The organism is Lentzea guizhouensis, from assembly GCF_001701025.1.
In the GTDB taxonomy this organism is placed as follows: domain Bacteria; phylum Actinomycetota; class Actinomycetes; order Mycobacteriales; family Pseudonocardiaceae; genus Lentzea; species Lentzea guizhouensis.
Map to the genome: position 1 here is coordinate 9150106 of NZ_CP016793.1, position 21150 is coordinate 9171255.

The 21150-nt window shown below is 71.0% G+C and carries 25 protein-coding genes; 6 read left to right on the top strand and 19 right to left on the bottom strand.

Going from position 1 to position 21150, the window contains the following annotated elements:
* Nucleotides 1-210: 210 nt before the first annotated feature.
* Genes BBK82_RS43580 through BBK82_RS43590 form a run of 3 tightly spaced genes read right to left on the bottom strand, consistent with a single transcriptional unit; the run spans nucleotide 211 to nucleotide 2604 of the window.
* A complete protein-coding gene (locus tag BBK82_RS43580) occupies nucleotides 211-807 on the bottom strand; it encodes a VOC family protein (protein WP_065920139.1) in 597 nt (198 codons plus the stop codon).
* The gene (locus BBK82_RS43585) at nucleotides 804-2156 is read right to left on the bottom strand and encodes a dihydrolipoyl dehydrogenase family protein (RefSeq protein ID WP_065920140.1); all 1353 of its coding nucleotides are present in this window, start codon (nucleotides 2154-2156) and stop codon (nucleotides 804-806) included. Before BBK82_RS43585 ends, BBK82_RS43580 begins: the two co-directional genes overlap by 4 nt.
* 1 nt (nucleotide 2157) lies before the next feature.
* On the bottom strand, nucleotides 2158-2604 hold the full coding sequence (locus BBK82_RS43590) for a VOC family protein (protein ID WP_065920141.1): 447 nt from the start codon (nucleotides 2602-2604) through the stop codon (nucleotides 2158-2160).
* Between the two features lie 107 nt (nucleotides 2605-2711).
* Here BBK82_RS43590 and BBK82_RS55300 point away from each other — a divergent pair, with 107 nt between their 5' ends.
* The 5 genes from BBK82_RS55300 to BBK82_RS43610 all read left to right on the top strand — a co-directional run bounded on the left by BBK82_RS55300 (nucleotide 2712) and on the right by BBK82_RS43610 (nucleotide 6621).
* Nucleotides 2712-3524, top strand: a complete 813-nt coding sequence (locus BBK82_RS55300) for an AAA family ATPase (protein WP_237047901.1) — start codon at nucleotides 2712-2714, stop codon at nucleotides 3522-3524.
* A gap of 163 nt (nucleotides 3525-3687) precedes the next feature.
* A complete protein-coding gene (locus tag BBK82_RS55305) occupies nucleotides 3688-5361 on the top strand; it encodes a helix-turn-helix transcriptional regulator (protein ID WP_237047902.1) in 1674 nt (557 codons plus the stop codon).
* A gap of 26 nt (nucleotides 5362-5387) precedes the next feature.
* A complete protein-coding gene (locus BBK82_RS43600) occupies nucleotides 5388-5702 on the top strand; it encodes an AAA family ATPase (protein ID WP_237047903.1) in 315 nt (104 codons plus the stop codon).
* 177 nt (nucleotides 5703-5879) lie between these two features.
* The gene (locus tag BBK82_RS43605) at nucleotides 5880-6422 is read left to right on the top strand and encodes a hypothetical protein (RefSeq protein WP_154697848.1); all 543 of its coding nucleotides are present in this window, start codon (nucleotides 5880-5882) and stop codon (nucleotides 6420-6422) included.
* A 19-nt stretch (nucleotides 6423-6441) separates the two neighbouring features.
* Nucleotides 6442-6621: a hypothetical protein gene (locus BBK82_RS43610; RefSeq protein ID WP_154697849.1), complete on the top strand. Its 180-nt coding sequence runs from the start codon at nucleotides 6442-6444 to the stop codon at nucleotides 6619-6621.
* A gap of 359 nt (nucleotides 6622-6980) precedes the next feature.
* Here the strand turns inward: BBK82_RS43610 and BBK82_RS51205 are convergent, their stop codons facing one another.
* Nucleotides 6981-7217, bottom strand: a complete 237-nt coding sequence (locus BBK82_RS51205) for a hypothetical protein (protein ID WP_154697850.1) — start codon at nucleotides 7215-7217, stop codon at nucleotides 6981-6983.
* 265 nt (nucleotides 7218-7482) lie between these two features.
* Complete coding sequence (locus tag BBK82_RS43615) at nucleotides 7483-7692, bottom strand: hypothetical protein (protein ID WP_218920528.1); 210 nt, start codon at nucleotides 7690-7692, stop codon at nucleotides 7483-7485.
* A 287-nt stretch (nucleotides 7693-7979) separates the two neighbouring features.
* Here BBK82_RS43615 and BBK82_RS43620 point away from each other — a divergent pair, with 287 nt between their 5' ends.
* Complete coding sequence (locus BBK82_RS43620; RefSeq protein WP_154697851.1) at nucleotides 7980-9410, top strand: hypothetical protein; 1431 nt, start codon at nucleotides 7980-7982, stop codon at nucleotides 9408-9410.
* A 99-nt stretch (nucleotides 9411-9509) separates the two neighbouring features.
* On the opposite strand, the gene BBK82_RS43625 is transcribed toward BBK82_RS43620, so the two are convergent.
* From BBK82_RS43625 to BBK82_RS43685, 14 genes are all read right to left on the bottom strand, one after another.
* Complete coding sequence (locus tag BBK82_RS43625) at nucleotides 9510-10970, bottom strand: hypothetical protein (protein ID WP_065920146.1); 1461 nt, start codon at nucleotides 10968-10970, stop codon at nucleotides 9510-9512.
* Between the two features lie 33 nt (nucleotides 10971-11003).
* Nucleotides 11004-11549, bottom strand: a complete 546-nt coding sequence (locus BBK82_RS43630; RefSeq protein WP_065920147.1) for a DUF3558 family protein — start codon at nucleotides 11547-11549, stop codon at nucleotides 11004-11006.
* A 16-nt stretch (nucleotides 11550-11565) separates the two neighbouring features.
* On the bottom strand, nucleotides 11566-11964 hold the full coding sequence (locus tag BBK82_RS43635; RefSeq protein WP_065920148.1) for a hypothetical protein: 399 nt from the start codon (nucleotides 11962-11964) through the stop codon (nucleotides 11566-11568).
* Between the two features lie 84 nt (nucleotides 11965-12048).
* Nucleotides 12049-12828, bottom strand: a complete 780-nt coding sequence (locus BBK82_RS43640) for an ESX secretion-associated protein EspG (RefSeq protein WP_065920149.1) — start codon at nucleotides 12826-12828, stop codon at nucleotides 12049-12051.
* Nucleotides 12829-13285: 457 nt separating this feature from the next.
* Entirely contained in the window at nucleotides 13286-14434 is a 1149-nt protein-coding gene (locus BBK82_RS43645) for an ABC transporter permease (RefSeq protein ID WP_065920150.1), read from the bottom strand.
* Nucleotides 14431-15624 (bottom strand): ABC transporter permease, encoded by a 1194-nt coding sequence (locus BBK82_RS43650; RefSeq protein WP_065920151.1) that lies wholly within the window; start codon nucleotides 15622-15624, stop codon nucleotides 14431-14433. The genes BBK82_RS43645 and BBK82_RS43650 overlap by 4 nt, the downstream gene beginning before the upstream one ends.
* 30 nt (nucleotides 15625-15654) lie before the next feature.
* Nucleotides 15655-16593 carry an ABC transporter ATP-binding protein gene (locus BBK82_RS43655; RefSeq protein ID WP_065920152.1) on the bottom strand — a complete coding sequence of 313 codons (939 nt, stop codon included), beginning with the start codon at nucleotides 16591-16593 and terminating at the stop codon, nucleotides 15655-15657.
* A 13-nt stretch (nucleotides 16594-16606) separates the two neighbouring features.
* Nucleotides 16607-17494, bottom strand: coding sequence for a right-handed parallel beta-helix repeat-containing protein (locus BBK82_RS43660; RefSeq protein ID WP_237047904.1), 888 nt, complete (start codon nucleotides 17492-17494; stop codon nucleotides 16607-16609).
* Nucleotides 17495-17626: 132 nt separating this feature from the next.
* Nucleotides 17627-17959: a hypothetical protein gene (locus tag BBK82_RS43665; protein ID WP_237047905.1), complete on the bottom strand. Its 333-nt coding sequence runs from the start codon at nucleotides 17957-17959 to the stop codon at nucleotides 17627-17629.
* A gap of 11 nt (nucleotides 17960-17970) precedes the next feature.
* Nucleotides 17971-18135 (bottom strand): hypothetical protein, encoded by a 165-nt coding sequence (locus BBK82_RS55310; RefSeq protein ID WP_237047906.1) that lies wholly within the window; start codon nucleotides 18133-18135, stop codon nucleotides 17971-17973.
* Nucleotides 18132-18905, bottom strand: coding sequence for an alpha/beta fold hydrolase (locus BBK82_RS43670; RefSeq protein WP_065920153.1), 774 nt, complete (start codon nucleotides 18903-18905; stop codon nucleotides 18132-18134). Before BBK82_RS43670 ends, BBK82_RS55310 begins: the two co-directional genes overlap by 4 nt.
* A gap of 19 nt (nucleotides 18906-18924) precedes the next feature.
* Nucleotides 18925-19770, bottom strand: coding sequence for an ester cyclase (locus BBK82_RS43675; RefSeq protein WP_065920154.1), 846 nt, complete (start codon nucleotides 19768-19770; stop codon nucleotides 18925-18927).
* Nucleotides 19761-20204: a holo-ACP synthase gene (locus tag BBK82_RS43680; protein ID WP_065920155.1), complete on the bottom strand. Its 444-nt coding sequence runs from the start codon at nucleotides 20202-20204 to the stop codon at nucleotides 19761-19763. The genes BBK82_RS43675 and BBK82_RS43680 overlap by 10 nt, the downstream gene beginning before the upstream one ends.
* Nucleotides 20201-21115: an ACP S-malonyltransferase gene (locus BBK82_RS43685; RefSeq protein WP_065920156.1), complete on the bottom strand. Its 915-nt coding sequence runs from the start codon at nucleotides 21113-21115 to the stop codon at nucleotides 20201-20203. Before BBK82_RS43685 ends, BBK82_RS43680 begins: the two co-directional genes overlap by 4 nt.
* Nucleotides 21116-21150: the final 35 nt, after the last annotated feature.

Sequence of the window (21150 nt, forward strand, 5' to 3'; positions counted from 1 at the left end):
CACCATCCGGCGAACTCCCGTGCCGTGGCCGGACTCCCGCTGCGCGAGCCACGACCACGGTGCTTCGCGCAGCTCATCCGGCCAGGACGTCAGCTGCTCGTCGCACCAGGCGACCAGATCGGGCGTCACCGCACGGCAGAGTGCGCGGAACGCCAGCTTGGACGGCGTTCCGCGCAGCACTCTCCCGATCTCCGGGTTCACCGCCGCAAGCTACTGCGGCAGCTCGGCGCCCGTCTGTTCCTTGACCATGTACTCGGCGTACCAGGCGGGCCACTGCTCGTCGTGCACGCCGCCGTTGCGCGCCTCGTGCTCGCCGTGCGCCTTGGCGGCCCGGATGAGCGCCGCCTCCAGGTCCGCGATCGAGGCGTACGAGGTGTCGTCGGCGTCGACGCGGCCGGGCAGGCGGGTGGTGACCTCCTGCAGGACCCACGTGTTGCCGTCGGGGTCGGCGAGCTCGGCGCGGGTGACGTAGCTGCGGCGTTCCGGGTCGGCGCCCTTGACGGGACCGTCGGGGCCGCCGTGGAACAGGTCGCCGACCGGGGCGCCCGCCTCCACCAGCGCCCTGTGCGCCTCCACGATGTCGGACACGATCAGGAAGTGGCGGGCGGAACCGGGTTGTGCCGGGGTGACGCCCTCGCCGAAGTGGACCGAGGCGTTCGAGCCGGGCGGGGTGAACTGCACGACCCGCGGCGGGGTGACGTCCTCGCGCCAGCCCAGGGAGCGGTAGAACTCCTTGGCACGCTCCACATCGGACACGGGAATGACTGTGACTTCGAGCTTCTGGTCGATCTCAGCGAGCTTCTTCACTTCTGCTTCCTCTTCGAGTCGAGCTCACGCAGGCCGTTCAGGAAGGCCTCGGAGAAGGTGGGAAAGGGTTGGACGACGTCGAGCAGCACGTCCAGCGGGATCCGGGCGCGGATCGCGACCGTGGCCTGCTGGAGCCACTCGCCCGCCTCGGGACCGATGGCGTGCGCGCCGGTGAGCACGTTGCCGTCGGAGACGAGGGTCAGGAAGCCCGGGCGGCTGTCGTACTCGCGCGTGTAGGTGGCGGTGCGCGCGACGCCGGACAGGTGAACGGTGACGGTGTGGTCGCCCTCGGCGGCACCAACCGCGGCGACTTGAGGGTCCGTGAACACCACGCGTGGGATGGCGGTGTAGTCGACCTTGGTGGGCGTGCCCAGGATGTTCGCGGCGGCGACCCGGCCCTGGTACTTGCCGACGTGGGTCAGGTTCCACTGGCCGGTGACGTCACCGACCGCCCAGAGGCCGTCGGCCACGTTCATGCGCTCGTCGGTCTCGATGCCGCGCGGGTTCGGTTCGATGCCGGCGGTTTCCAGGCCGATGCCGTGGACGCGGGGCGTGCGGCCGGTGGCGACGAGGAGCTTGTCACCGCGCAACTGCTTGCCGTCGGGGAAGTCGAGGACGTACTCGCCGTCGGCGAAGCTCGCGTTCGTGGCGTGCTGACCGAGGTGCAGCTCCACACCGAGCGCCTCGCCGAGGGCACGGCCGAGCGCTTCGGGTTCGCGGGGCAGCACGTGGTCGGCGCCGTCGACCAGCGCGACCGACGCGCCCAGGCCCGTGAACGCCTGCGCCATCTCGACGCCGGTCGGCCCGGCACCGAGGACCAGCAGCCGCTTCGGGATCTCCTTGACGGCGGTGGCCTCGCGGTTCGTCCACACGCCCGGCAGGTCGCGCAGGCCGGGGATCGGCGGGATGAACGCCTCCGAGCCCGTGGCGAGGACCACGTGCTCGGCGGTGCAGGTGGTGGCGCCCACCGCGACCGTGTGCGGGCCGGCGAGCTTGCCGTCGCCGCGCAGGACCTCGATGCCGGTGTCGCGCGCCCACTTCTCGGCGCCCGCGTCGTCGTAGGACGAGACCATGAAGTCGCGCCACGCCAACGCGGCGGCCGCGTCGACCTGACCGGTGACCGCGGCGCTTGCACCCGGCACGTCCCTGGCGGCGGCGAGCGCCTCGCCGGGCCGCAGCAGCGTCTTGGACGGGATGCACGCCCAGAAGGTGCACTCGCCGCCGAGCAGCTCGCGCTCCACGATCGCGACGCGGAGCCCTCCGCCGGCGACGGCGGCGGCGAAGTGCTCGCCGGGTGAGCCGCCGCCGATGACGATCACGTCGTAGTCGTACTGGTCCGGGGAGGACATCTCAGTCACGACCCGGCAGGCGCGTCGTGACTTCCTGGAGCACCCAGCCGTTGCCGTCCGGGTCGCTGAACGAGGCGAACGAGCCGTAGCTGGTGCGGCCGGGCGCGGGCCCGTCGACACGGCCCTCGGTTCCGGCGTGGTGGAAGACGCCGGTCTTGTCGTGGAAGATCTCGCTGACCTTCACGCCCTTGCCGATCAGGTCCTCGCGGGCGGCGACGACGTCGTCGACGATCAGGTGCAGGCCCTCGGTGCTGCCGGGCGCCGCGTTCGTGACGCCGCTGCCGAAGATGATCGACGCGGGCGAGCCGGTCGGGGTGAACTGCACCAGGCGGTAGCCCTCGTCGTCGGCGAACTCGGCGTCGAAGCGCCAACCCAGCGCCTTGTAGAAGTGCACCGCCCGGTCGATGTCGCTCACCGGGATGACGGCCACCTCGAACCTGTAGTCCATCGGGGGTTCAGCTCCTTCGTCGTTGGTAGTTGAAGGTTGCGCCCGCAGGTGGGTCCGTCGCCCCCGTGGAACACCCTGGTCGTGCCCTGGCAACTAGGCTCGGGCCCGTGTCTGAGGACTTGCTGGGCCGGCGCCGCGAAGGCGAAACACTCGAACGACTGCTCACGCAGGCGCGGTCCGGTGCTGGTCAGGTGCTCGTGCTGCGCGGTGAGGCCGGGATCGGCAAGACCGCGCTGCTCGACCACGTGTCGGAGCGCGCGGCGGGGTTCCGGGTCGCGCGGGCGGCCGGGGTGGAGTCGGAGAGCGCGTTCGCCTACGCCGCGCTGCACCAGCTGTGCCTGCCGTTCCTCGACCGGCTGGGCAAGCTGCCCGGGCCGCAGCGCGAGGCGTTGGCCACGGCGTTCGGGCTGGCCTCGGGGCCGCGGCCGACCCGGTTCATGGTGGGTCTGGCGGTGCTGACGCTGCTCGCGGACGTCGCCGACGAACAGCCGCTGGTCTGCCTGGTGGACGACGCGCAGTGGCTCGACACGATGTCGTCGGCGGTGCTCGCGTTCGTGGCACGCCGGCTGCTGGCCGAGCGGATCGCGCTGGTGTTCGTGCTGCGCGAGGCGAACGACTACCTCGAAGGGCTCCCCGAGCTGCAGGTGCGCGGGCTGGACGACGCCGACGCGCGGGCGTTGCTCGACTCGGTGGTCAAGGGGCCGGTGGACAACCGGGTGCGCGACCGGATCGTGGCCGAGGCGCGCGGCAACCCCCTCGCGTTGCTGGAGCTGCCGCGGGCGTGGACGGCGGCCGAGCTCGCCGACGGGCTCGACGCGGTGCCGCTGACCAGCAGGATCGAGCAGAGCTTCGTGCGCCAGGTCGAACCGCTGCCCGCCGACACCCGGCTGTTGCTGCTCACCTGCCCAGCCGCTGGGTGACGCGACGCTGCTGTGGCGGGCGGCGGCCTGCTCGGGCTGGGCGCGACCCGGCAGCGGCGGCCGAGGAGACCGGGTTGATCGAGTTCGGCGCGCGGGTCCGGTTCCGGCACCCGCTGGTGCGTTCGGCGGTCTACCGGTCGGCGTCGGTGCGGACCGGCTGGCGGTGCACCGGGCGCTGGCCGAGGTCACGGACCCGGCGGTGGACCCCGATCGGCGCGCGTGCACCGGGCGCAGGGCACGACTGCGCCGGACGAGGAGGTCGCCGCAGCGTTGGAGAGCTCGGCGGGCGCGCGCAGGCCCTGGTGGGTTGCTGGCCGCGGCGTTCCTGGAGGCCGCGGTGCTCACGCCCGAACCGGACTGCGTGCCGGCGCGAGCTGGCGGCGGCACGGGCCAAGCGCGACGCCGGGCGTTGGAGGCGTCGCTGCGGCTGCTCAGCGCGGTGGAGGCGGGTCCGTTCGACGAGCAGCGCAGCGCCGAGGTCGAGCACCTGCGCGGGCACATCGCGTTCGACCAGCGGCGGGTTGCCTCTGCGGCCCCGCTGCTGTTCAGCGCGGCCGCCCGGCTGACCCCGTTCGACGCCGACCTTGCCCGCGAGACGCACCTGGAGGCGGTGTCGGCCGCGATCTGGGCCGGTGCGCCCGCGCAGATCGCCGCGCACACCGCTCCCCCTGCGCGTGTGCCGCCGAGTGCGACCGACCTCGTGCTGGAGGCGTTGACCATCCGCGCGACGGACGGCTACGAAGCGTCCGTGCCGGCGATGACGCGTGCGTTGGAGTCCGTGCGCGCGTTGAAGGTCGGTGCCGAGGACGTCAGCCGTCTGCCGTGGCTCTTCGGCTACCGCGCGGGTGGAATCGTCGCGAGCGAGATGTGGGACTTCGACACGCGCCGCGCGTTCGCCCAGCACCAGGTCAAGCTGGCCCGTGACTCCGGCGCGCTGGTGCAGCTGCAGTTCGCGTTGAACTTCCTCGCCGACAACGAGCTGCTCGCGGGCGAACCGGCGGCGGCGCAGGCGTTGATCGAGGAGGACGTGCGGATCTCCGAGGTCACCGGCACCCCTCCGATCGGGTACGCGGTGCTGCTGCAGGCGGCGTTGCGCGGCGAGGACGTCCTGACGGCGGCAGGTCATGAAGCCCGCGCGGCCGGGCAGGGGCGGCTGGCCACGATCACCGACTGGGCGCTCGCGATCCTCCACAACGGACACGGCCGGCACGACCTCGCTCTGGCCGCGGCCTCGCGGGTGTTCGCCGAGGACACCTTGGTCTACGGCCTGCTGATCACGTCCGAGCTGGCCGAGGCGGCCTCCCGGGCCGGTGAGCCGGCGGTGGTGGCGGAGGCGTTGGCGCGGTCGGCGTCCTGGGTGGACACCGACTGGTCGCTGGGCATCAAGGCGCGGCTGCGGGCGTTGAACGGCGACTCCGCGGGCTTCGCGGAGTCGATCTCTTCGTTGTCGCGCACGGCTTTGCGCGGCGAGCTGGCCCGTGCGCACCTGCTGTACGGCGAGTGGTTGCGGCGCGAGGGGCAACGGGTCGAAGCGCGCGAGCACCTGCGGACCGCCCACGAGATGCTGGTGGCCTGCGGGATGAACGCGTTCGCCGAGCGTGCTCAGCGGGAGCTGCTCGCGACCGGGGAGACGGTCCGCAAGCGGAGTGTCGAGACGACGGACGAGCTGACCGCGCAGGAGTACCAGATCGCGCGGCTGGCACGGGAGGGGCTCTCGAACCCGGAGATCGGGACGCGGTTGTTCATCAGCCCGCGGACGGTGGAATGGCACCTGCGCAAGGTGTTCGGCAAGCTCGGGGTGACGTCGCGGCGGCAGTTGCGGGACGCCGCGTTCTGAGCTGACCCCTGGCACGAGAGGCGCACGTGGACGTTGACCTGGGCCCGGCCGTCATCCTGATCACCGGCGTGATGGCCGCGGGCAAGTCGACCGTGGCGCAGCTCCTGGCCGAGCGGCTGCCACGGGCCGCCCACGTGCGCGGCGACGTCTTCCGCCGCATGGTGGTGTCCGGCAGGGAGGAGTTCCTGCCGGAGGAGAGCGCCGAGGCCAGGGCACAGCTCGAGCTGCGCCACCGGCTGTCCGCGCTGGTCGCCGACGAGTACGCGGACCACGGCTGGACGGCGGTCGTGCAGGACGTCGTTCTGGGCGAAGACCGGGTACGGCGCGGGGTGGACCGTTGAGACCCTCGACCGGAGTCTGCGCGAGGAGACGCCGCGCATCGGACTCTGGCTGGACACATCGGAACACACGCCGGAGCAGACGGTCTCCACGGTCCTCGACCGGCTCCCCGACGCCCGGCTCTGAGCCTTCACGTCGTCTCCACCGAATGCGCACAACTGCCGGTTAGCTTGCTCGATGTGGTGGGGGAACAGAAGAAGTCGCGATCGCACGCGGCCGTCGCCGGTCTGGTGCTGGCCGCCGGGATGTGCTCGTTGGTCGGCTGGACGGCCGGGGTGGTGGTTGTCGCCGGGACGTGGGTGGTGCCGGACTGGGCGGTCAGCGGCGGACTGCTGGTGGTGGCGTTCGCGGTCGCGCTGATCCGCTGGGTGCGGATGGCATGGCCGTTCGGCTTGGTCGCGGTGGGGACGTCCCTGGCGGTGGCGTTGTCGTGGGTGGGTGATCGGTCGGCGACCTACACGGTGCTGCCGGCCGCGCCGGGCGGATGCCACGTCGTGGTGCGGGAGACGTCGTTCCTGTTCGCGGGTGACGGGGAGGTGTTCCTGACGACGCCGCTCGGGATCGGGCTCGGCAGGGGGACCTATGTGACCGATGACGGGTATCGGCCGGTGACGGTCGGCAACTACGTGTTCGGGTGGGAGAACGGGATCGGGTCGTTGCGCCTCACCGGCAAGCCGGGCGACCCGATCCTGCGGTCGTCGGTGCGGACACTCGAATGCTAGCGACAGCGGGGTGTTGGCGGTGCGTGATGGGCCGGTCCCGGACTGCGGACTGCGGATCATGGACCGGCTGCACTCGCTGGTGGTGAGCGAGCTGAAGCTCGGCACGCGGTTGTGCCGGGACTGGGCCGCCCCGGCACAACCGGGTGGTCACGCCGTCAACGCACCGGCGGAGCAGGTGGTGAGCCGTTGGCACAGATGACCGGCTGATCGCCGCACCTGGCCGAACACCCACCTGCCCACGAGCACGCCTGCCGTGAGCAGGCCCCGCAGGCAACCCGGTGCGTCGCGACGATGCCGGGAGATCGGCATCGCGACCACAGGAAACGCCTTGCGCATCAACGGTGCTGTGCTGCCGAGCAGTCGCACCTCCCCGTCGCGCCGCGTTTCGGCCACCGAGCGCCGACCGTGTTCGGCCGGCGACGCGGGTCGTACATCGCCCATTTTGGCTTCCTTATCTTGCGAAGTAGCTGAACTGCAACCGCGGTTGTTCTTCCCCAGGGTTGCCGCCCCTATTACGACCCGACGTTCCATGGGTCGAGGCCAACTATTACAGCTGGATCACATCTCCGCCACCAGCCCGGAAGAAAATTTGCGGCACACACCGAATGGAGGATTGTCCGGCCTTTCCGACAGGTCAAACCCGCCCAGCGCGCCGAGAAACGCATTGTCCCACTTCATCGACAACGATGCGGAGATGTTGTCGCAAGCTGCGGACAACTTCGCGAACTGTTGTCGCCGAATCCGGACAACGGCGACGACCACTGCATCAACGTCGAGCTCGTGCAGCGGATCCAATGAAGCGGATCCATGTCACCATCAACTTCGAAGACACACCCCGATCGGGTGATGCGTAGTGCCGACACCTATGGTTCGCTGTTCCGTGACAGGCCGATTGGCCTTGTCGAACTGCTTGCCCTGGCCGCATTACACAGCCTTTGGCGAAGCGCAAGATGGCCACTCCACCGGAGCGAAGGAAGTGAGCAGGAAGTGAACCGTTGCGGCAGCAATGAAATGCTCTCGCGCAGCCGGCACCCGCACGATGCGGGCGCCGCGGCACTTCTCAGCACCCGATGACCGTCACGAACGCTCCTCGGCCCCGCGTCGCGACCTGGTGCCGCCGGCATGCGAGCTCGCGGCCGCAGCACGAGGTCCGCTTCGGCATCTGCGCCGACCGTGCCGCGCAGGAGACGTTCACCTTCAGCGTGCTTGACGACTCGCGCACGTCAGTGATGGACATCCGGGCCTCGCGCATGGCGTTCTCAGCGTGCATGGCCATCCTCGAGTTCTGGCCGGTTCCCCAGTCGTGTCCTGCTGCCCCGGTGTCGACGGGTGCGCGGCACGGACTGCTCCCGGTCCACAGCAGACCTGGGCGGGACACCAGAGCTTCGCGTACCTGACACGTCTCGCACATCCCTGCCAGACGCGTGAAATCGCCTGGCGGAAGACGTTCCGGCATTGCCGAGCGGTACACCGCGCGACCCTGTGTCGCTGCACAGCAACCCTGAACACCACATCGGCCATCCGACCCGCCGGTCGGCACACCTTGTCGAGGAACACATGCTCATCCGCACCGCCAACGGCGGCAGCGGCCGCCGCCCACCGAAGAAGATCGACGACTACGCCAATCTCGACCGCTACGCCGCAGCGCTGTCGTTGGAGCTCGTCGAGCGGGTGTGCAGCGGGTACGGGTCGTTCAGCGGTTTCCTCCGCGCTCACATGAACGACTCCGCAGCTCCCATTTGCATCAAAGGCGACCCAGACGACGACAAGGCCTTCGCCGATGCGAAGAGAGCGTTGAGCCAACGCCTGGGCCGCTCCGCGCACCTGATCGCGGAGTGGGATCTGGTGGAGTTCGTCCTGGCCCGCTGCCCACGAGCCGACGACGGCGACCCCACCGGACTGCGGTCGTCGCTGGCGGGCCGGTGGCTGGCCTCGCAGCGCTACGACCCTCCCGGCTACACCGGACCACTCGATGTCCCTGAACACGCCCCCGCACCGTACGTGGACATCGCCGAGGCACCGAACGACGCCGTCCGCGTGCAAATGCTGCTCAAGCAGGTGTCGCGGATCCAGGACAACGGCTCGACGGTGGGTGGTGATACCTCAGGTGATCTGCAGTGGGATCGCGAGAAGGAGCTCATCCGGATCATCTCGGTGCAGCAGAAGCAGCTCAAGCAGCAGGTCCTCAGCTCCGCAACGGTCGATCTGCTCGACGAGAACGTCCGCCTTCGCCGCGAACTCGACGACATGCGCATCTGGTACACCCACCGGGAACGGCGGATCCGCAGCGAGCTGACAGCCTGGTTGCAACGTGAACGCGCCAACCACAGTCTCACCGCCAATCGCATGGCCGCGCTGGCGGCCATGTTCGACGCCGTGCGCACCGCGGGCGACACCGACCCCGTGCAGTGGATGCGCAAGGCTGACCTGACGCTGGGAGTGGACCTGTACGCGCTGCTCAACCACCCCGGCCAAGCCGCCCCGACGAGCGACTGCACCACTCCGCGCAACATCGACGCATCTGTGGACGTGGTGCGACGGCGCTTCCTCGCTGTCTTCCTGCGGTCGTTCCTGATCACCGCGTTCGGCCACTTCCCGGATCGCGACGAAGATCCCACCGGCCTGTACCGCACAATCGTCCGGGACGGCGTGTTGCCATCCATGGAGGTGCTGAGAAACGCTCTCTCCCCTCACACCGTCACGTTGCAGTTCGCCGGACCGCTGATCGAGAAGCTTGCTGCGGCAGAGCGGCCCCCAACGCCTGCATCAGTGGCGGAGATCGGCTCCAGGCTCGGAACGGAGCCCGCCACTGCGTCCGCTCCTGGCGCTCTGCAGGCAACCGAGAACTCTGCCGAAGTCCACACCCTCGACGTGCTCGGCGGCGACCACCGGATCAGCGTGCTCGACCGGCCGGTCAACGCACTGGACCTCGTGAACGGCCTGCTTCCGCCGCTCCGTCCGCGTGGCCGGCCAGGCGACACCGCGTGACTCCCGCGGTCCGGGTGAGGTCGCCGGGAGGAGTGTGACGCCCAGCAGTTCCGGTTCGATCAGGACGGCCCGGTCAAGCCGAAGCTCGGCAGGGTCGTTTCACTCGCCGATCACCGGCGGCGCGACCTTCTCGTCGCTACCGAAGGTCTCGTCAGGATCCGGCTCGAGCAGATAGGAGGGTGCGGTCCGCTCGATGTCCTCATCGCCCGTTCCCTTCGCACCTGGTGCTCCAATGCCTCCCATCCCGCTGATGCCCGCGCCTGCACGGCTGCCCGGTGTCCCACCGGTGCCTGACACCGGTCGGCCGGTGGCTCCTTCGCCCGGCAGCACGCCGGACGAGCCACCGGGGCCGACACCTCTGGCGCTACCGGGAGCGCCGAAGCCGGCGCCGCCGCCCGGACCGCGCACGCCTCCCACTGCGCCGGCTCCACGTCCGGCCCCGGCGCCACTGCCGCCTGGCCGGCTGGAGCTTCGATCACTGCCGACGGGCCCGTTCAGCAGACCTGAGCTCACTCCGCCGCCGCGGTGGTTGTTGCCGTCGCCGTTCTGACTTCCGCCTCCGGCGTTGTGTCCACCGGTGAGACCGCTGGTGGTGGTTGTCGAACTGCCGCCGGTGTCGGTGACCGGCGGCGCCGTCCACGCGGTGTTCGTGGTGTCACCGATGTTCGGCGGTCGGGTGGCGGTGCGGCCGTGCAGATCTCCGGTGCCGTTGCCGATCGGCGGCTGCGGCCTCGGCACAGGATGTGGCTGTGGCTGTGGCTGCGGTTCTGGTGCCGGCGGAGCGGGTGCGAACGCGGGCTGGACCCCCGCTGTCTGCGCGATCGTCCGATCGTAGGTCTCGACCACACGCGCGGCTTCCTCGTGTTGCCTCTTCTGCTCTTGGTAGGCGGCCATGTCAGCCGCGGCTTGCTGGATGTAGAGCAGCGGGTCCGTGATGGCCATCCGCCGCGCGTTCGCCGCCGCGTGGTCGTAGGGATGTGCGGGTGGCGGTGGCACGCTGGACTTCGCCGTGCTCGACGCCCGGGACTGCTGCGTGATCAACGTGCCCGCGAGCTGCGCAGCCGTCCCCGCCTTGGAGGCCTTGTTACCCAGACCCGCCACTGCTTTCCTGGCCTCGTCGGCGGCCACGCCGACCCACTCGGTCTCGCTGTTGCCGATCGCGCGCGCGATGCGGTCCTGGAACGCGGTGAGCTTGTTGCCGATCTGGGTGTAGGTGTCCCCTGCCGCCCCCACAGCGCCGGGGTCGATGCTGTTGTTGACCATCTCGTACAGCTGCGCGTGCGGAATCGCGAGGTAGTGCACGCCAGGTGCGGCCGGCGCCTGCCGCGGTGGCACGCCCTGGTCGAGGAGGTTCTTGGACTGTCCCTCCAACAGGTCGCCGAGCTGGCCGTTGCCCTGCAGGTAGGTCAGCAGGGGCCCGACGATCGGACCGTGGGTCGCCACGTTGGCGGCGACGACCTGGTCGTGGAGCTGTTGCGCGGTCTGCACCTCACCGTGGCGCTCGAGGCCGAATCTCGAGTAGACGTCGCCGCCCGACGGGCCGCCTGGCGCTTCGTTCATCCTCTGCTCCCTCTCAACCGTGGTGACGACGCTTCACGGCAGCTTCGACTCGACCAACCCCGCGACTTTGAGCGCCATCGGGCATCCGTCGCTGTTGGGCGCGGGGATGACGGTCACATCCACGCGCGATGACGAGGTGACGCCGAGCACGACCACGCAGCCGCCCGTGGTCGTGCCGCTGATCTGCTTCGCAGGCCGGTCCCCGACGGTGATGTCGGTGATCTGACCGCCGTTGGGCTGGGCCTGCGCCAACCCGAGGTTCGTCCGAACTCCGACGCTGAGGTTGGCGTTGCCGGGCTTCCACGCACAGCTGTCGGCGCTGCCGACCATCTCCCGCTTCGGCGGCTTGGTGGCACCCAGATCAGCGGCATCTTCCGTTGCCAGCAAAGAGCACGGGTCCACGTCCTCCAGGGATCCGGTGCCGGCGCCCGAACTGGTGGTGGGCGCGGTGCTCGTCGAGGACGTGGCCTCGGAGGAATCAGTCGCTGGTCGCGCGTCGCCCCCGGTCGTCTCACCGCACGCGGCGATGAACAGCAGGCCTGCTGCGGCGACCGCGGTCAGGATGGTGCGTGATGTCACGGGCGTTCCTCGTAGGTCACGCGGTGAAGCCACCGGCTTGCTCGATGATCTGCTGGTTGTTGCGATCGCTTGTCTCATAGGCGGCCATGGCCTTCTCGACTTCGCCCCGGAAGTCGAGGACTTCCTCGCGGAGCTTCTTGAGAACCGGGATCGCGCCCTGAGCGGGGTCCGATGCGACCGTGGCGATGAACGGCTTGTACACCTGTGCCGCAGGCGTTGTGCCCAGAGGCAGCTCCTGGGCGAGCTGTTCGGCCCGCAGGAGGATCTCGCCGAGCTCGTCGTGCAGCTCTTCGGCCGCGCTGATCAGCGCCTGGCCACCGCAGTCGTTGATCGCCCAGCTCACACCGGCGCCGGTGGCCTTCAGGCTGCCGAGCTCGGCGCTGAACGGGCTCGGGTCCGCCCAGGACTCACTCACGGCTGTTTCTCCCTGGCAGTTCTGAGCGCCCGGCAATCAGTCGCTCACTTTGGACGACGATTCGGTTTGCGGTCAAATTTTTCATCACGACATCGAATGCACTATGCGGGTCAGTTGCCGATCGAGCACCCCGGGATCGGCGGGGATGTAGGTCGCGTGCAACCGCCCAGCGGAATCGGCGCTGCTCACCGCGGCATAACGACCGGCTTGTGTGTCCAGCCAGCTCATCACCGCCGGTGTGTTCTGCCTGCCGTTGCGGTCCCTCACGGTGACGAGGAAATCGCCACCGCCCAGCCGCGGACGGCGAAAGATCTCCGCCGCAGCGGCTCGATCACCCTTCACCGCGTTCGCGTCAGCCCGCACCGCCGAGGTGAATGTGAACTCCGAGAAGTCCTCCTGAGGCCGTCGTCCACCGACGGGCACCGGGTCCGCCACCACGGTGACCGAGGTGCCGGGTCCCGCCTTCAGCTGCGGCAACAGCCCCACGAGCCTGCGCACCACCGACTCTGGCCGGGCAAACGCGAACCGCAAGGTCTCACCCTGCTGCACCGCCAGCACACAGGCACGATCACCGATGACCGCCAGCGCCAGGTGTTGTTCCTTTTCCAATTCGCCGCGCATGGCAATGGAAATTCGCCCTCGCGTGTACACCTTCAACACGTTCACGAAGTCGGCGTGCAGGTGACCATCGCGAATCAGACCGCGAGCCACGAAGTCGTCCTGCGTGCGCCGTCCGAGCCTCAACCGTTCCTCAGCCTCTACCGCGAAGTGCGGAATCGAGAACGGGAACTGGCGCACGTCGAGCCGCAACGCCTCCCCCAGCACGTCGAGCTCCTCGAACGAACAGACGATCTCCCCTGACACGCAGGCCTTCCCTCCCCGATACACCGCTCCCCGACGGTGTGCGACCAGCAGGCGCATCATTAGCCACCAAATGAACCCGTGAAGCCTTGCAGATCCCACGGAGCTCCGCCAAGGCCCAGCGCGCAGATTCACGCGACTTGACGAACCAGCACTGTCATTTCCTGAAGACGTGACAGCAGAAGAAGTCGTTGTGGACAATCGCGATGCTGTCGCGTTCTTCTTCGGGGGCTCGGACCTACCACACGGAGCACGGCTCGGTCGGGCGATGAGGATCTGCGCGGTGCGGAGTTCTGCGAGTGCGACCTGACGGGGCGCGCCTGACCGGCGTCGTCACGCAGGTCGCTCGCGAGCCGCCTGATCGCCGGCAGGACGTAGCCCTTGTCCTCAGGGACTCGAACAAGGAGCCGTGCCCCTGTCCCGGTGACCGGGCGGCACGCCGCCCGGTCCTCCCGCACGTCTAGACCGTCGCCAGCGCTCGCCGCTGGAACACCACCAGCGCGACGCCGAGCACCACCACCGCCATGCCCGCCAGCACCCCGGCCTCGACCAGGACCGACCCCAGCCCCGCAGACGGCCGGGACAGCGTGAGCAGCGCGTCCAGCGCCCACGAGTGCGGGAACAGGTAGCCGATCGTGGCCAGCGTCTCGCCGGCCACCTCGCGCGGCCACAGGCAGCCGCCCAGCATGCCCAGCACGATGCCGACCGGGGGACCGATGGCGGGAGCCTGCTGCGGCGAGCGCACCAAGGCGCCGACGAGCATCGCGGCGCCCGTGGCGATCAGGCAGAACAGCGCGACGACCACGCCCACGCCCAGTGGGTCGCCCCAGCGCACGTCGAACAGAAACCTGCTCACCACGATGATCAGCAGGGACTGCGCGAGTGCCACCGAGAACCGGCTCAACGCCTCGCCCAGCAGCACCCGGCTCCGCCGCACCGGTGCGGCCAGGGAGCGGCGGACCATGCCGATGCGGCGGCTCTCGACCAGCGCGGCGGCGACGGCCATCGAGTTGATGAACGTGAACAGCAGCAGGTTCGCGGGCGCGGTGTAGGCGAAGCCGGTCGGCTTGGCGGGTTCCTCGCCCCCCGTCGAGGCGACGGTGACCGAGACCGACTCCTCCTTCGCCTTGCGCACGTGTTCCTCGGCCTGTTCCGGTGACGCGCCCGCCGCCCGCGCCGCGCGGGTCGCCTCCAGCACCGCCGCCACCCTGCCGACCGCCACGTCGATCTCGCTGCGCGCGGCCATGCCGCTGCCGCTGGTCTGGGTCATGACCAGTTCGAGGTCGGTGTCACCCGGTGTCACGACCAACCCCGCGGCCAGCTCACCCTGGCGGACGCCGTCGCGGACCTCCTCCGCGGACTCCGCGCGCCGCACCTCCAGCGCCTCGTCGGACTCCAGCTCGGCGACCACGGCCGCCGACACCGGGTCGGAGGTGTCGGCGACGACGGCCACCGGCAGCTTCGCGTCCGCCGCGCCGCCGCCCAGGGCCATGCCGACGAACACGATCGTCACGAACGGCATGACGACGATGAAGAACATGCCGACCTTGTCGCGGAGCTGGCGCTTCAGGTTGGCCAGCACCAGCGCGGTGACGGGGCGGGGCCTCATGCGAACCCGCCCTTGCGGAAGCCGAGCAACGCCAACGCGCCGGCGACGACGCCGATGCCGGTGACCACGGCGATCGGCACGAGCACGGCGGACGGCCCCGCGCCGGTGCCTGCCAGCTCCGACAGGCCCGCCGACACCCACCCGTTGGGCGTGATCAGCGAGACGCCGCGCAGCCACTCGGGCAGGTTGTAGACGGGCACGATGCTGCCGCCCAGGAACGCGAACACGAACGCCACGCCGAGCGTGTAGCCGTCGGCCTGCGCGTCGGTCTTCGCGCGGCTGGCCACCAGCATCACGATCGCGGTCGCCGCGAACACGTGCGCCAGCAGCAGCGGGAACACCCCGAGCGGGTCGCCCCAGCTCGCGCCGAAGATCAGCACGGACGACAGCCAGGTCGCGCACATGCTGACCAGCGCCAGCCCGAACCCGACGGCGCTCTTGCCCACCAGCGCCGTCCACAGCGGCACCGGCGCGGCGCGCATCCGGTCGAGCGTGCCGTTCTGCCGCTCGATGAGCAGGCTGCGGGCCGTGGTGCCGACGACGAAGAACGCGAACATCACCGCCATGCCCGCGCCGTAGTGCACGGCCAGGTCCACCCGCCCGCCCGCGACCGGGTCGCCGACCAGCGACAGCGCCGGCCCGGCCGCGCCGTTCTCCTCGACGAACAGCTGCACCCGGTCGGCGGGCACGCCCGCCTCCAGCGAGGCGCGCACGGCCAGCGTCCTGGCCTCGACCAGGGCCGAGATCCGGTCGACCATGCTGCGTGCCACCACACCCGCCAGCGGCGACTCGGGTGACTCCAAGACGGACACCTGCCCGCCGCGGCCCGCGCCGACGCCCTCGCTGAACCCGGCGGGGAACACCAGGGCCGCACCCGTCTCGCCACCGTCGACCGCGCTGCGCGCCGCGGCCTCGTCCGGGTACTGGCGGAAGGTCAGCACGCCCTTGAGCTCGTCGGTGTTCAGCGCTTCGCGCTGCACGCTGGCCGGGAACTGGCCGCCGTCGAGGTCGACCACGCCGATGGTCGCCTTGATCGGCGGGTCGTCGTCACCGCCCAGCGCCAACCCGAACAGGGTCGCGAGCAGGATCGGCGCGACGAGCGCGATCAGCGGCGCGGTGCCGTCCCGCAGCCGCGTCCGCAACTCGTGGCCGCCCACGACCAGCAGGGCACGCAGAGTGCTCTTCCCCAAGGTTCTCGCCCATCCCCTAGCTTGTTCGCGTCAGTCCCGCAGGGTGCTGCCGGTGAGGTGCAGGAACGCCGCCTCCAGGTCGGGCTCGACGACCTCGACACCGGTCACCGCACCCGCGTCGCCGACGGCGGCCAGCAGCGCGGGCAGCAGGTGCCGCCCGCCGGCGACGAGCAACCGGATCGACGACGACCCGGTGATCACCGCCTCGGACACGCCCTCCACGACGCGCAGCTTCTCGGCCGCCGCGGTGACGTCGCCGTCCAGCGTCAGCTCCACGCGGTCCGTGCCGCCCAGCTCGGCGACCAGTTCGCGCTTGGTTCCGTCAGCGACGACGCGGCCACGGTCGATGATCCCGACCCGCGTGCACACCCGCTCCACCTCCTCCATGTAGTGGGAGGTGTAGAGCAGGCTCATGCCCTCGCCGACCAGCGCCTCGACCTGGTCCAGGATCGCGACGCGGCTCTGCGGGTCCACGCCGACCGTCGGCTCGTCGAGGATGAGCAGGCGCGGCCGGTGCAGCAGGGCCACGGCGATGTTGGTGCGCCGCTTCATGCCGCCGGAGTAGGTGTCCACCTTGTCGTCGCCGCGACCGGCCAGGCCGACCAGGTCGAGCACCTCGCCGATGCGCGAGGCCAGCTCACGCCGCGGCAGGCCGTGGAGCCTGCCGAAGTAGCGCAGGTTCTCCCTGGCGGTCAGCTCCGGGTACAGCGCGATCTCCTGCGGCACGTACCCGATGAGCCGCTTGGCCGCCACCGGGTCCTCGTCGACGTCGATGCCGCCGACCCGCACCGAACCCTCGTCCGGGCGCAGCAACCCGACGAGCATGGAGATGGTCGTGGTCTTGCCGGCCCCGTTGGGGCCGAGCAACCCGTACGCCTCCCCCTCGTCGATGTGGAAGCCGACCCGGTCGACCACAGTCTTGTCGCCGTAGCGCTTGACCAGGCGCTCGCACACCAGCGCAGGAGTCATGTCGTCCTCTCGATCAAGATCCGCACCCGTCGATCCGCTCCGGCTGGGAGGCGCCCACCACGTTGTTCCGGAAGCGCTGGTTGCCCGGGTCGGTGCCGATCTGCACGTCGAACGGGCTGTTGCCGGTGATGGTGTTCCACTCGAAGGAGTTGTCGACCGAGTCGGAGCCGCCCCAGTCCGCCGACGAGGCCAGCACCAGCGCGGCGCCCATGACCGACGGACCGGTGGGTTCGTTGCCGTGCAACCGGTTGCCGACGACCGAGACGCGCTGGACGCCGACGGCGGCGATGCCGACGCCGGAGATCGGCGGACCGGCGAAACCCAGCACGCCGGGCTCGTCGCCACCGGAGGCCAGGGTGTTGCCGGTGATGTCGTTGTCCGCGACGAGCACGTCGGCGACGCCGCCGGGCAGCTCACCCTCGTAGGTCTGGTGCAGCAGCAGCACGCCCGCCGCGTTGCCGTGGCAGCGGTTGCGCAGCACCCGTGCGCGGCTGGAGTTGTCGACGAACACGCCGAAGGCGTTGGCGGTGCTCTCGCTGTCGGCGACCAGCGCGTCGGCGGCCGGGCAGAACGCCAGCGCGATGCCGCCGTACTGGCTGCCCTCCGCGCGGCAGCGCAGCACCTCCACCACGGCCGACTCGCGCACGTACAGGCCCCACACCGCGTTGCCGACCGACTCGACGTCGACGAGTCGCAGGCCGGTCGCGGTGTGCGCGTAGACGCCCGCGCCGGAGAAGCCGCGCACGGTCAGGCCCTCGACGGTCACACCGGACACGTCGTGCACGGTGATGCCGCTGACCACGTCGGCGGGCGCGTCGTGCAGTGCCGGCACCGCGCTGGGCGCGACGGCGCCGGGCACGATCACCGTGCGGCCCGCGCCCCGCGCCGACGAGCGCCACATCCGGACGGCCGATCACCAGGCTGCCCTCGTACGTCCCCTCGGCCAGGCGCAGCACCGCGCCCGGCGCGCAGGTGTCGAGCGCTTCCTGGACGGAGTCCCCTGGTCGAATGCGAACTTCGGTCGTGACCTCGGTCACGGACATCGCAGCGCTCCTCTCGGCGTGGCGGTCAGTATGGCAAGGGCGACGATCAAGTCACCGCGGAAACCCCAGCGGGCCAAGCCCACGACGGCCGCGCCTCCGCCGGGGCCGGCGGATCGTCCGGTGAGCCGCGCCAAGGCGGCCGAACCGCTGGCACCGGACACCGCGTAGGCGCAACGCTCGGTCATCGAGACCCCGGTGGCCTCCTCGACCTCGGGCACGGCGGCGGCCAGCAGCGAGCCGGCCCACTCCGCACGGGGCGCACCTCGCCGCGCCTCGAAGTCGTGCCAGGAGAACCCGGGCGGCCGGCCGCCGACCGCCTTCACGAGGCACTCCTTCACCGCGACCGCGGCCGCGGTGGCGAGGCCGGGGTCGGCGTGCAGGTCTCGCTCGGCGGGTGAGCGACGTGCCGGGTGTAGGCGGGCCCGCTGTAGGACATGGCGCGGGTGACCCTGGCGACGTCGACCGCGTCCACCCCGAACAGCATCGGCGGCGCGGTCACCCGGTGACCCTGTCGAGGAACCGCAGCAGCTCGGCGGTGTAGACCTCGCCGCGCTCGATCATCGGGATGTGCCCGCAGTCCTCGACGGTGACGAACTCGGTCTTCGCGTGCCGCGGCACCAGTTCGAGCCACGGCTCGATCGGCGTCATGCGGTCGTGGCGGCCCCAGATGTAGAGCGACGGGCATGTGACCTTGTCCATCGCCGGGTCGACCCGGTAGGTCCTGGTGGCGCGGATGCTGCGGGCCATCGCGACCATCGCCGAGCCCTGGCGCAGCAGCTGCGCGGTCGACTCCACCTGCTCGTCGGTGAACAGCGGTTCACCGTGGAAGAGGGCGGCCAGCATGCGGTCGCGGAACTGCTCGCCCTGCAACCGCACGTCGCCGCGGCGGTCCATGTTCAAGCCCACGTCGGGGTCGGCGCTCAGGCCGGGTGCGCCGCTGACCGCGATGGCTCTCACCCGGTCCGGGAAGCGGCCCGCGAGGTCGATGGCGACCAGACCTCCCAGGGAGTTCGCGCAGACCACGACCTCCTCCGCGCCGACCGCGTCCACGGCCTCCATCAGGGCGTCCCCGAGGCGTTCGACGGAACCCGCGATCTTCGCGTCCACCCCGCAGATGGGCTCCTCGGTGCGCAGCACCGGCCACCCGGCGTCGGCGAGGGCGGCGAACGGGTGGTCCCAGATCCAGCCGCCCGCGAACAGGGCGGACATGAAGGCCACCAGCGGTCGCCCGCCCGCCGCGGGCCGGTGGTCGGCGGTGAAGACCGTCATCGGGCAGCTCCTGGCGTCATCAGAACAGGGGGTCGGGGGTCGGGGTGGTGCCGCACGCGCAGGTCTTGCCCGCGCCCACGTCGACCACCTCCTCGCAGTCGGGGCAGCGCAGGTGGAGGGTCTCCCGCTCCAGCACCCACACGCTGGTGTACGCCCCGGTGCACAGGCCGCCGCGGAAGAACTTCCGCAGGGACCGCTGGTGCGGCCGGGCGTGCACGGCGCGGACCGACTCCGGGCGGTCGAAGGCGCTGACCGTGTACTTGCGGGTGCCGATCTCGAACGTGCCCACGCCGAGGAAGCCCTTCGAGGCGCGCAGCGACTTGACCACCTCGGTGCTGAGCAGGTCGACGTCCGCGCCCTCGACGTCGTCGCGGAAGTCCAGGTAGGTGAACGTCAGCACCCGCGGGTACTCGGTCCTGCCCATCGTGGTGCGGGCGCTGATGCCGTACTCCTGCACCTCGTCGCGGCTGAGGAGGAAGCGCGCCCTGTGGCCGAGCGACGAGGCCAGCGCGACGCGGTCGAAGTGGCGGCGCACGCGCACCGCGCCGTCCACGACGGTCAGCACGTCGACGCCGGCAACCGCCGCCGCACCGCCCGTGCCCGGTATCCCCAGGTAGGGGGCGCGGTGCGTGGCGGCCAGGGTCCAGGTGAGCACGGCGGTGCCGCCCGCGTCAGCGGCCGGCGCGAAGTCGAGCACCAGGTCCGGGAACCGGGTCAGCACGGCCTCGACGTGCGCGACGAGGTCCGCGCCCGCCACCGGCTCCGGTGTGTCCGGGTCGGCGAACTCCGCCACCGTCCGACGGGCGGCGGCGTCGCGTTCGCGCCAGGCCGCGGCCCACCGCGCGGCGGTCTCGATCAGGTCCATGCGGTCACCGCTTCCCGGTCGTGGTCCTCGGCCAGCCGTGCCGCGGTCAGTGCCACCGCGAACGCGAGGTCGGCGGTGTGGCTGACGGAGACCCGGACGCGGGTGCCCGCCGCCTCCCTGCCGTCCAGCGCGCCGATCAGGCGCACACCCGGCGGGTGACCGTGCAGGCAGGCCGCCGTGCGGCTGCACAGGGGCGTGGGCAGGGGCAGCACCTCCACCGCACCCAGGTGCTCCGCGGTCACGGGCTCGTCCAGCAGGCGCAGCACGGCGTACTTGGCCGCGAGCCTGCCTGCCCAGTGCTGGAGGGTGCGCCCTGCGCCGGACCGCAGCCGTTCCGGGCGGGTGAACACGACCTCCAGCGGCATCGGCTCGACCAGCTGCCACGGTGCCGTCAGCTCGCCGAAGGCGACCGCGGCGCTCCCCCACCTGGTCATGCCGCGGGCTCCGGGCGGCGCAGCCTGCGCACGGCGGCCGGGTCGGCCATGCTGACGCAGCTCGCGCCGACGCCGCGCAGCAGCCCCGCGAGCACCTTGCTGTCGCCGACCTCGACCAGGGTCTCGGCATCGGCGAGCACGCGCATCGTCGCGGTCCACCGCACCCGAGCCGTGAGCTGCGTGATCAACGCGTCCACGATGGTCGGCAGGTCCGTGGTGGGTTCGCCGGTCGCGTTCGGGACCACCGGGACGCGCGGCGAGCGCATCGGTGTCGCGCGCACCGCCTCGGCCCAGCCGTCCAGCGCACCCGCCATCAGCGGCGAGTGGAACGCGTTGCTCACCTTGAGCGCCACCACCTTGCGGGCACCGACCGCCCCGGACAGCGCGACGAGCCGCTCGACGGCGGCGGTCGCGCCGGAGACCACGGTGTGGTCCGGCGCGTTCTCCAGGCCGACGACCAGCGGCTCACCCGGCCCTGCGGCCTCGGCGGCCAGTTCCTCCACCCGCTGTGGCGTCAACCCCAGCACGGCGGTCATGCCACCGGTCTCCGGCAGGTCGGCCATCAGCCGGGCGCGGGTGGCGACCAGGCGCAGCGCGGTGTCGACGTCCAGCACGCCCGCCGCGCACAGCGCGCTGATCTCACCGACGCTGTGCCCGGCGACGATGTCCGGTTCCACGCCGCGTTCCCGCAGAATCGCGAGCGCGGCGAGGTTGCACGCGATCACGGCGGGCTGCGCGTGCGAGGTGTCGACGAGCTTGTCCAGCGGCCCGCGGGCGCACAGCTGCGACACCGGTTCGGACAGCAGTTCGTCGGCGCGCGCGACCACCGCCGCGCCCACCGGGTCACGGCGCAGCCAGCCGCCCATGCCGACCCGGACCGTTCCTTGACCGGGGAACACGAAGCCGATCACCTGCGAACCTCCAGTCCTCCGCGCTGCCTTTGCCG

Coding starts and splice junctions, on each gene's coding strand:
- BBK82_RS43585 (WP_065920140.1), bottom strand. CDS start 2,156: ATGTCCTCCCCGGACCAGTACGACTACGACGTGATCGTCATCGGCGGC.
- BBK82_RS43680 (WP_065920155.1), bottom strand. CDS start 20,204: ATGACCAGGTGGGGGAGCGCCGCGGTCGCCTTCGGCGAGCTGACGGCA.
- BBK82_RS43655 (WP_065920152.1), bottom strand. CDS start 16,593: ATGACTCCTGCGCTGGTGTGCGAGCGCCTGGTCAAGCGCTACGGCGAC.
- BBK82_RS43645 (WP_065920150.1), bottom strand. CDS start 14,434: ATGAGGCCCCGCCCCGTCACCGCGCTGGTGCTGGCCAACCTGAAGCGC.
- BBK82_RS43590 (WP_065920141.1), bottom strand. CDS start 2,604: ATGGACTACAGGTTCGAGGTGGCCGTCATCCCGGTGAGCGACATCGAC.
- BBK82_RS43620 (WP_154697851.1), top strand. CDS start 7,980: ATGCTCATCCGCACCGCCAACGGCGGCAGCGGCCGCCGCCCACCGAAG.
- BBK82_RS43675 (WP_065920154.1), bottom strand. CDS start 19,770: ATGGACCTGATCGAGACCGCCGCGCGGTGGGCCGCGGCCTGGCGCGAA.
- BBK82_RS43625 (WP_065920146.1), bottom strand. CDS start 10,970: ATGAACGAAGCGCCAGGCGGCCCGTCGGGCGGCGACGTCTACTCGAGA.
- BBK82_RS43670 (WP_065920153.1), bottom strand. CDS start 18,905: ATGACGGTCTTCACCGCCGACCACCGGCCCGCGGCGGGCGGGCGACCG.
- BBK82_RS43615 (WP_218920528.1), bottom strand. CDS start 7,692: ATGCACGCTGAGAACGCCATGCGCGAGGCCCGGATGTCCATCACTGAC.
- BBK82_RS43660 (WP_237047904.1), bottom strand. CDS start 17,494: ATGTGGCGCTCGTCGGCGCGGGGCGCGGGCCGCACGGTGATCGTGCCC.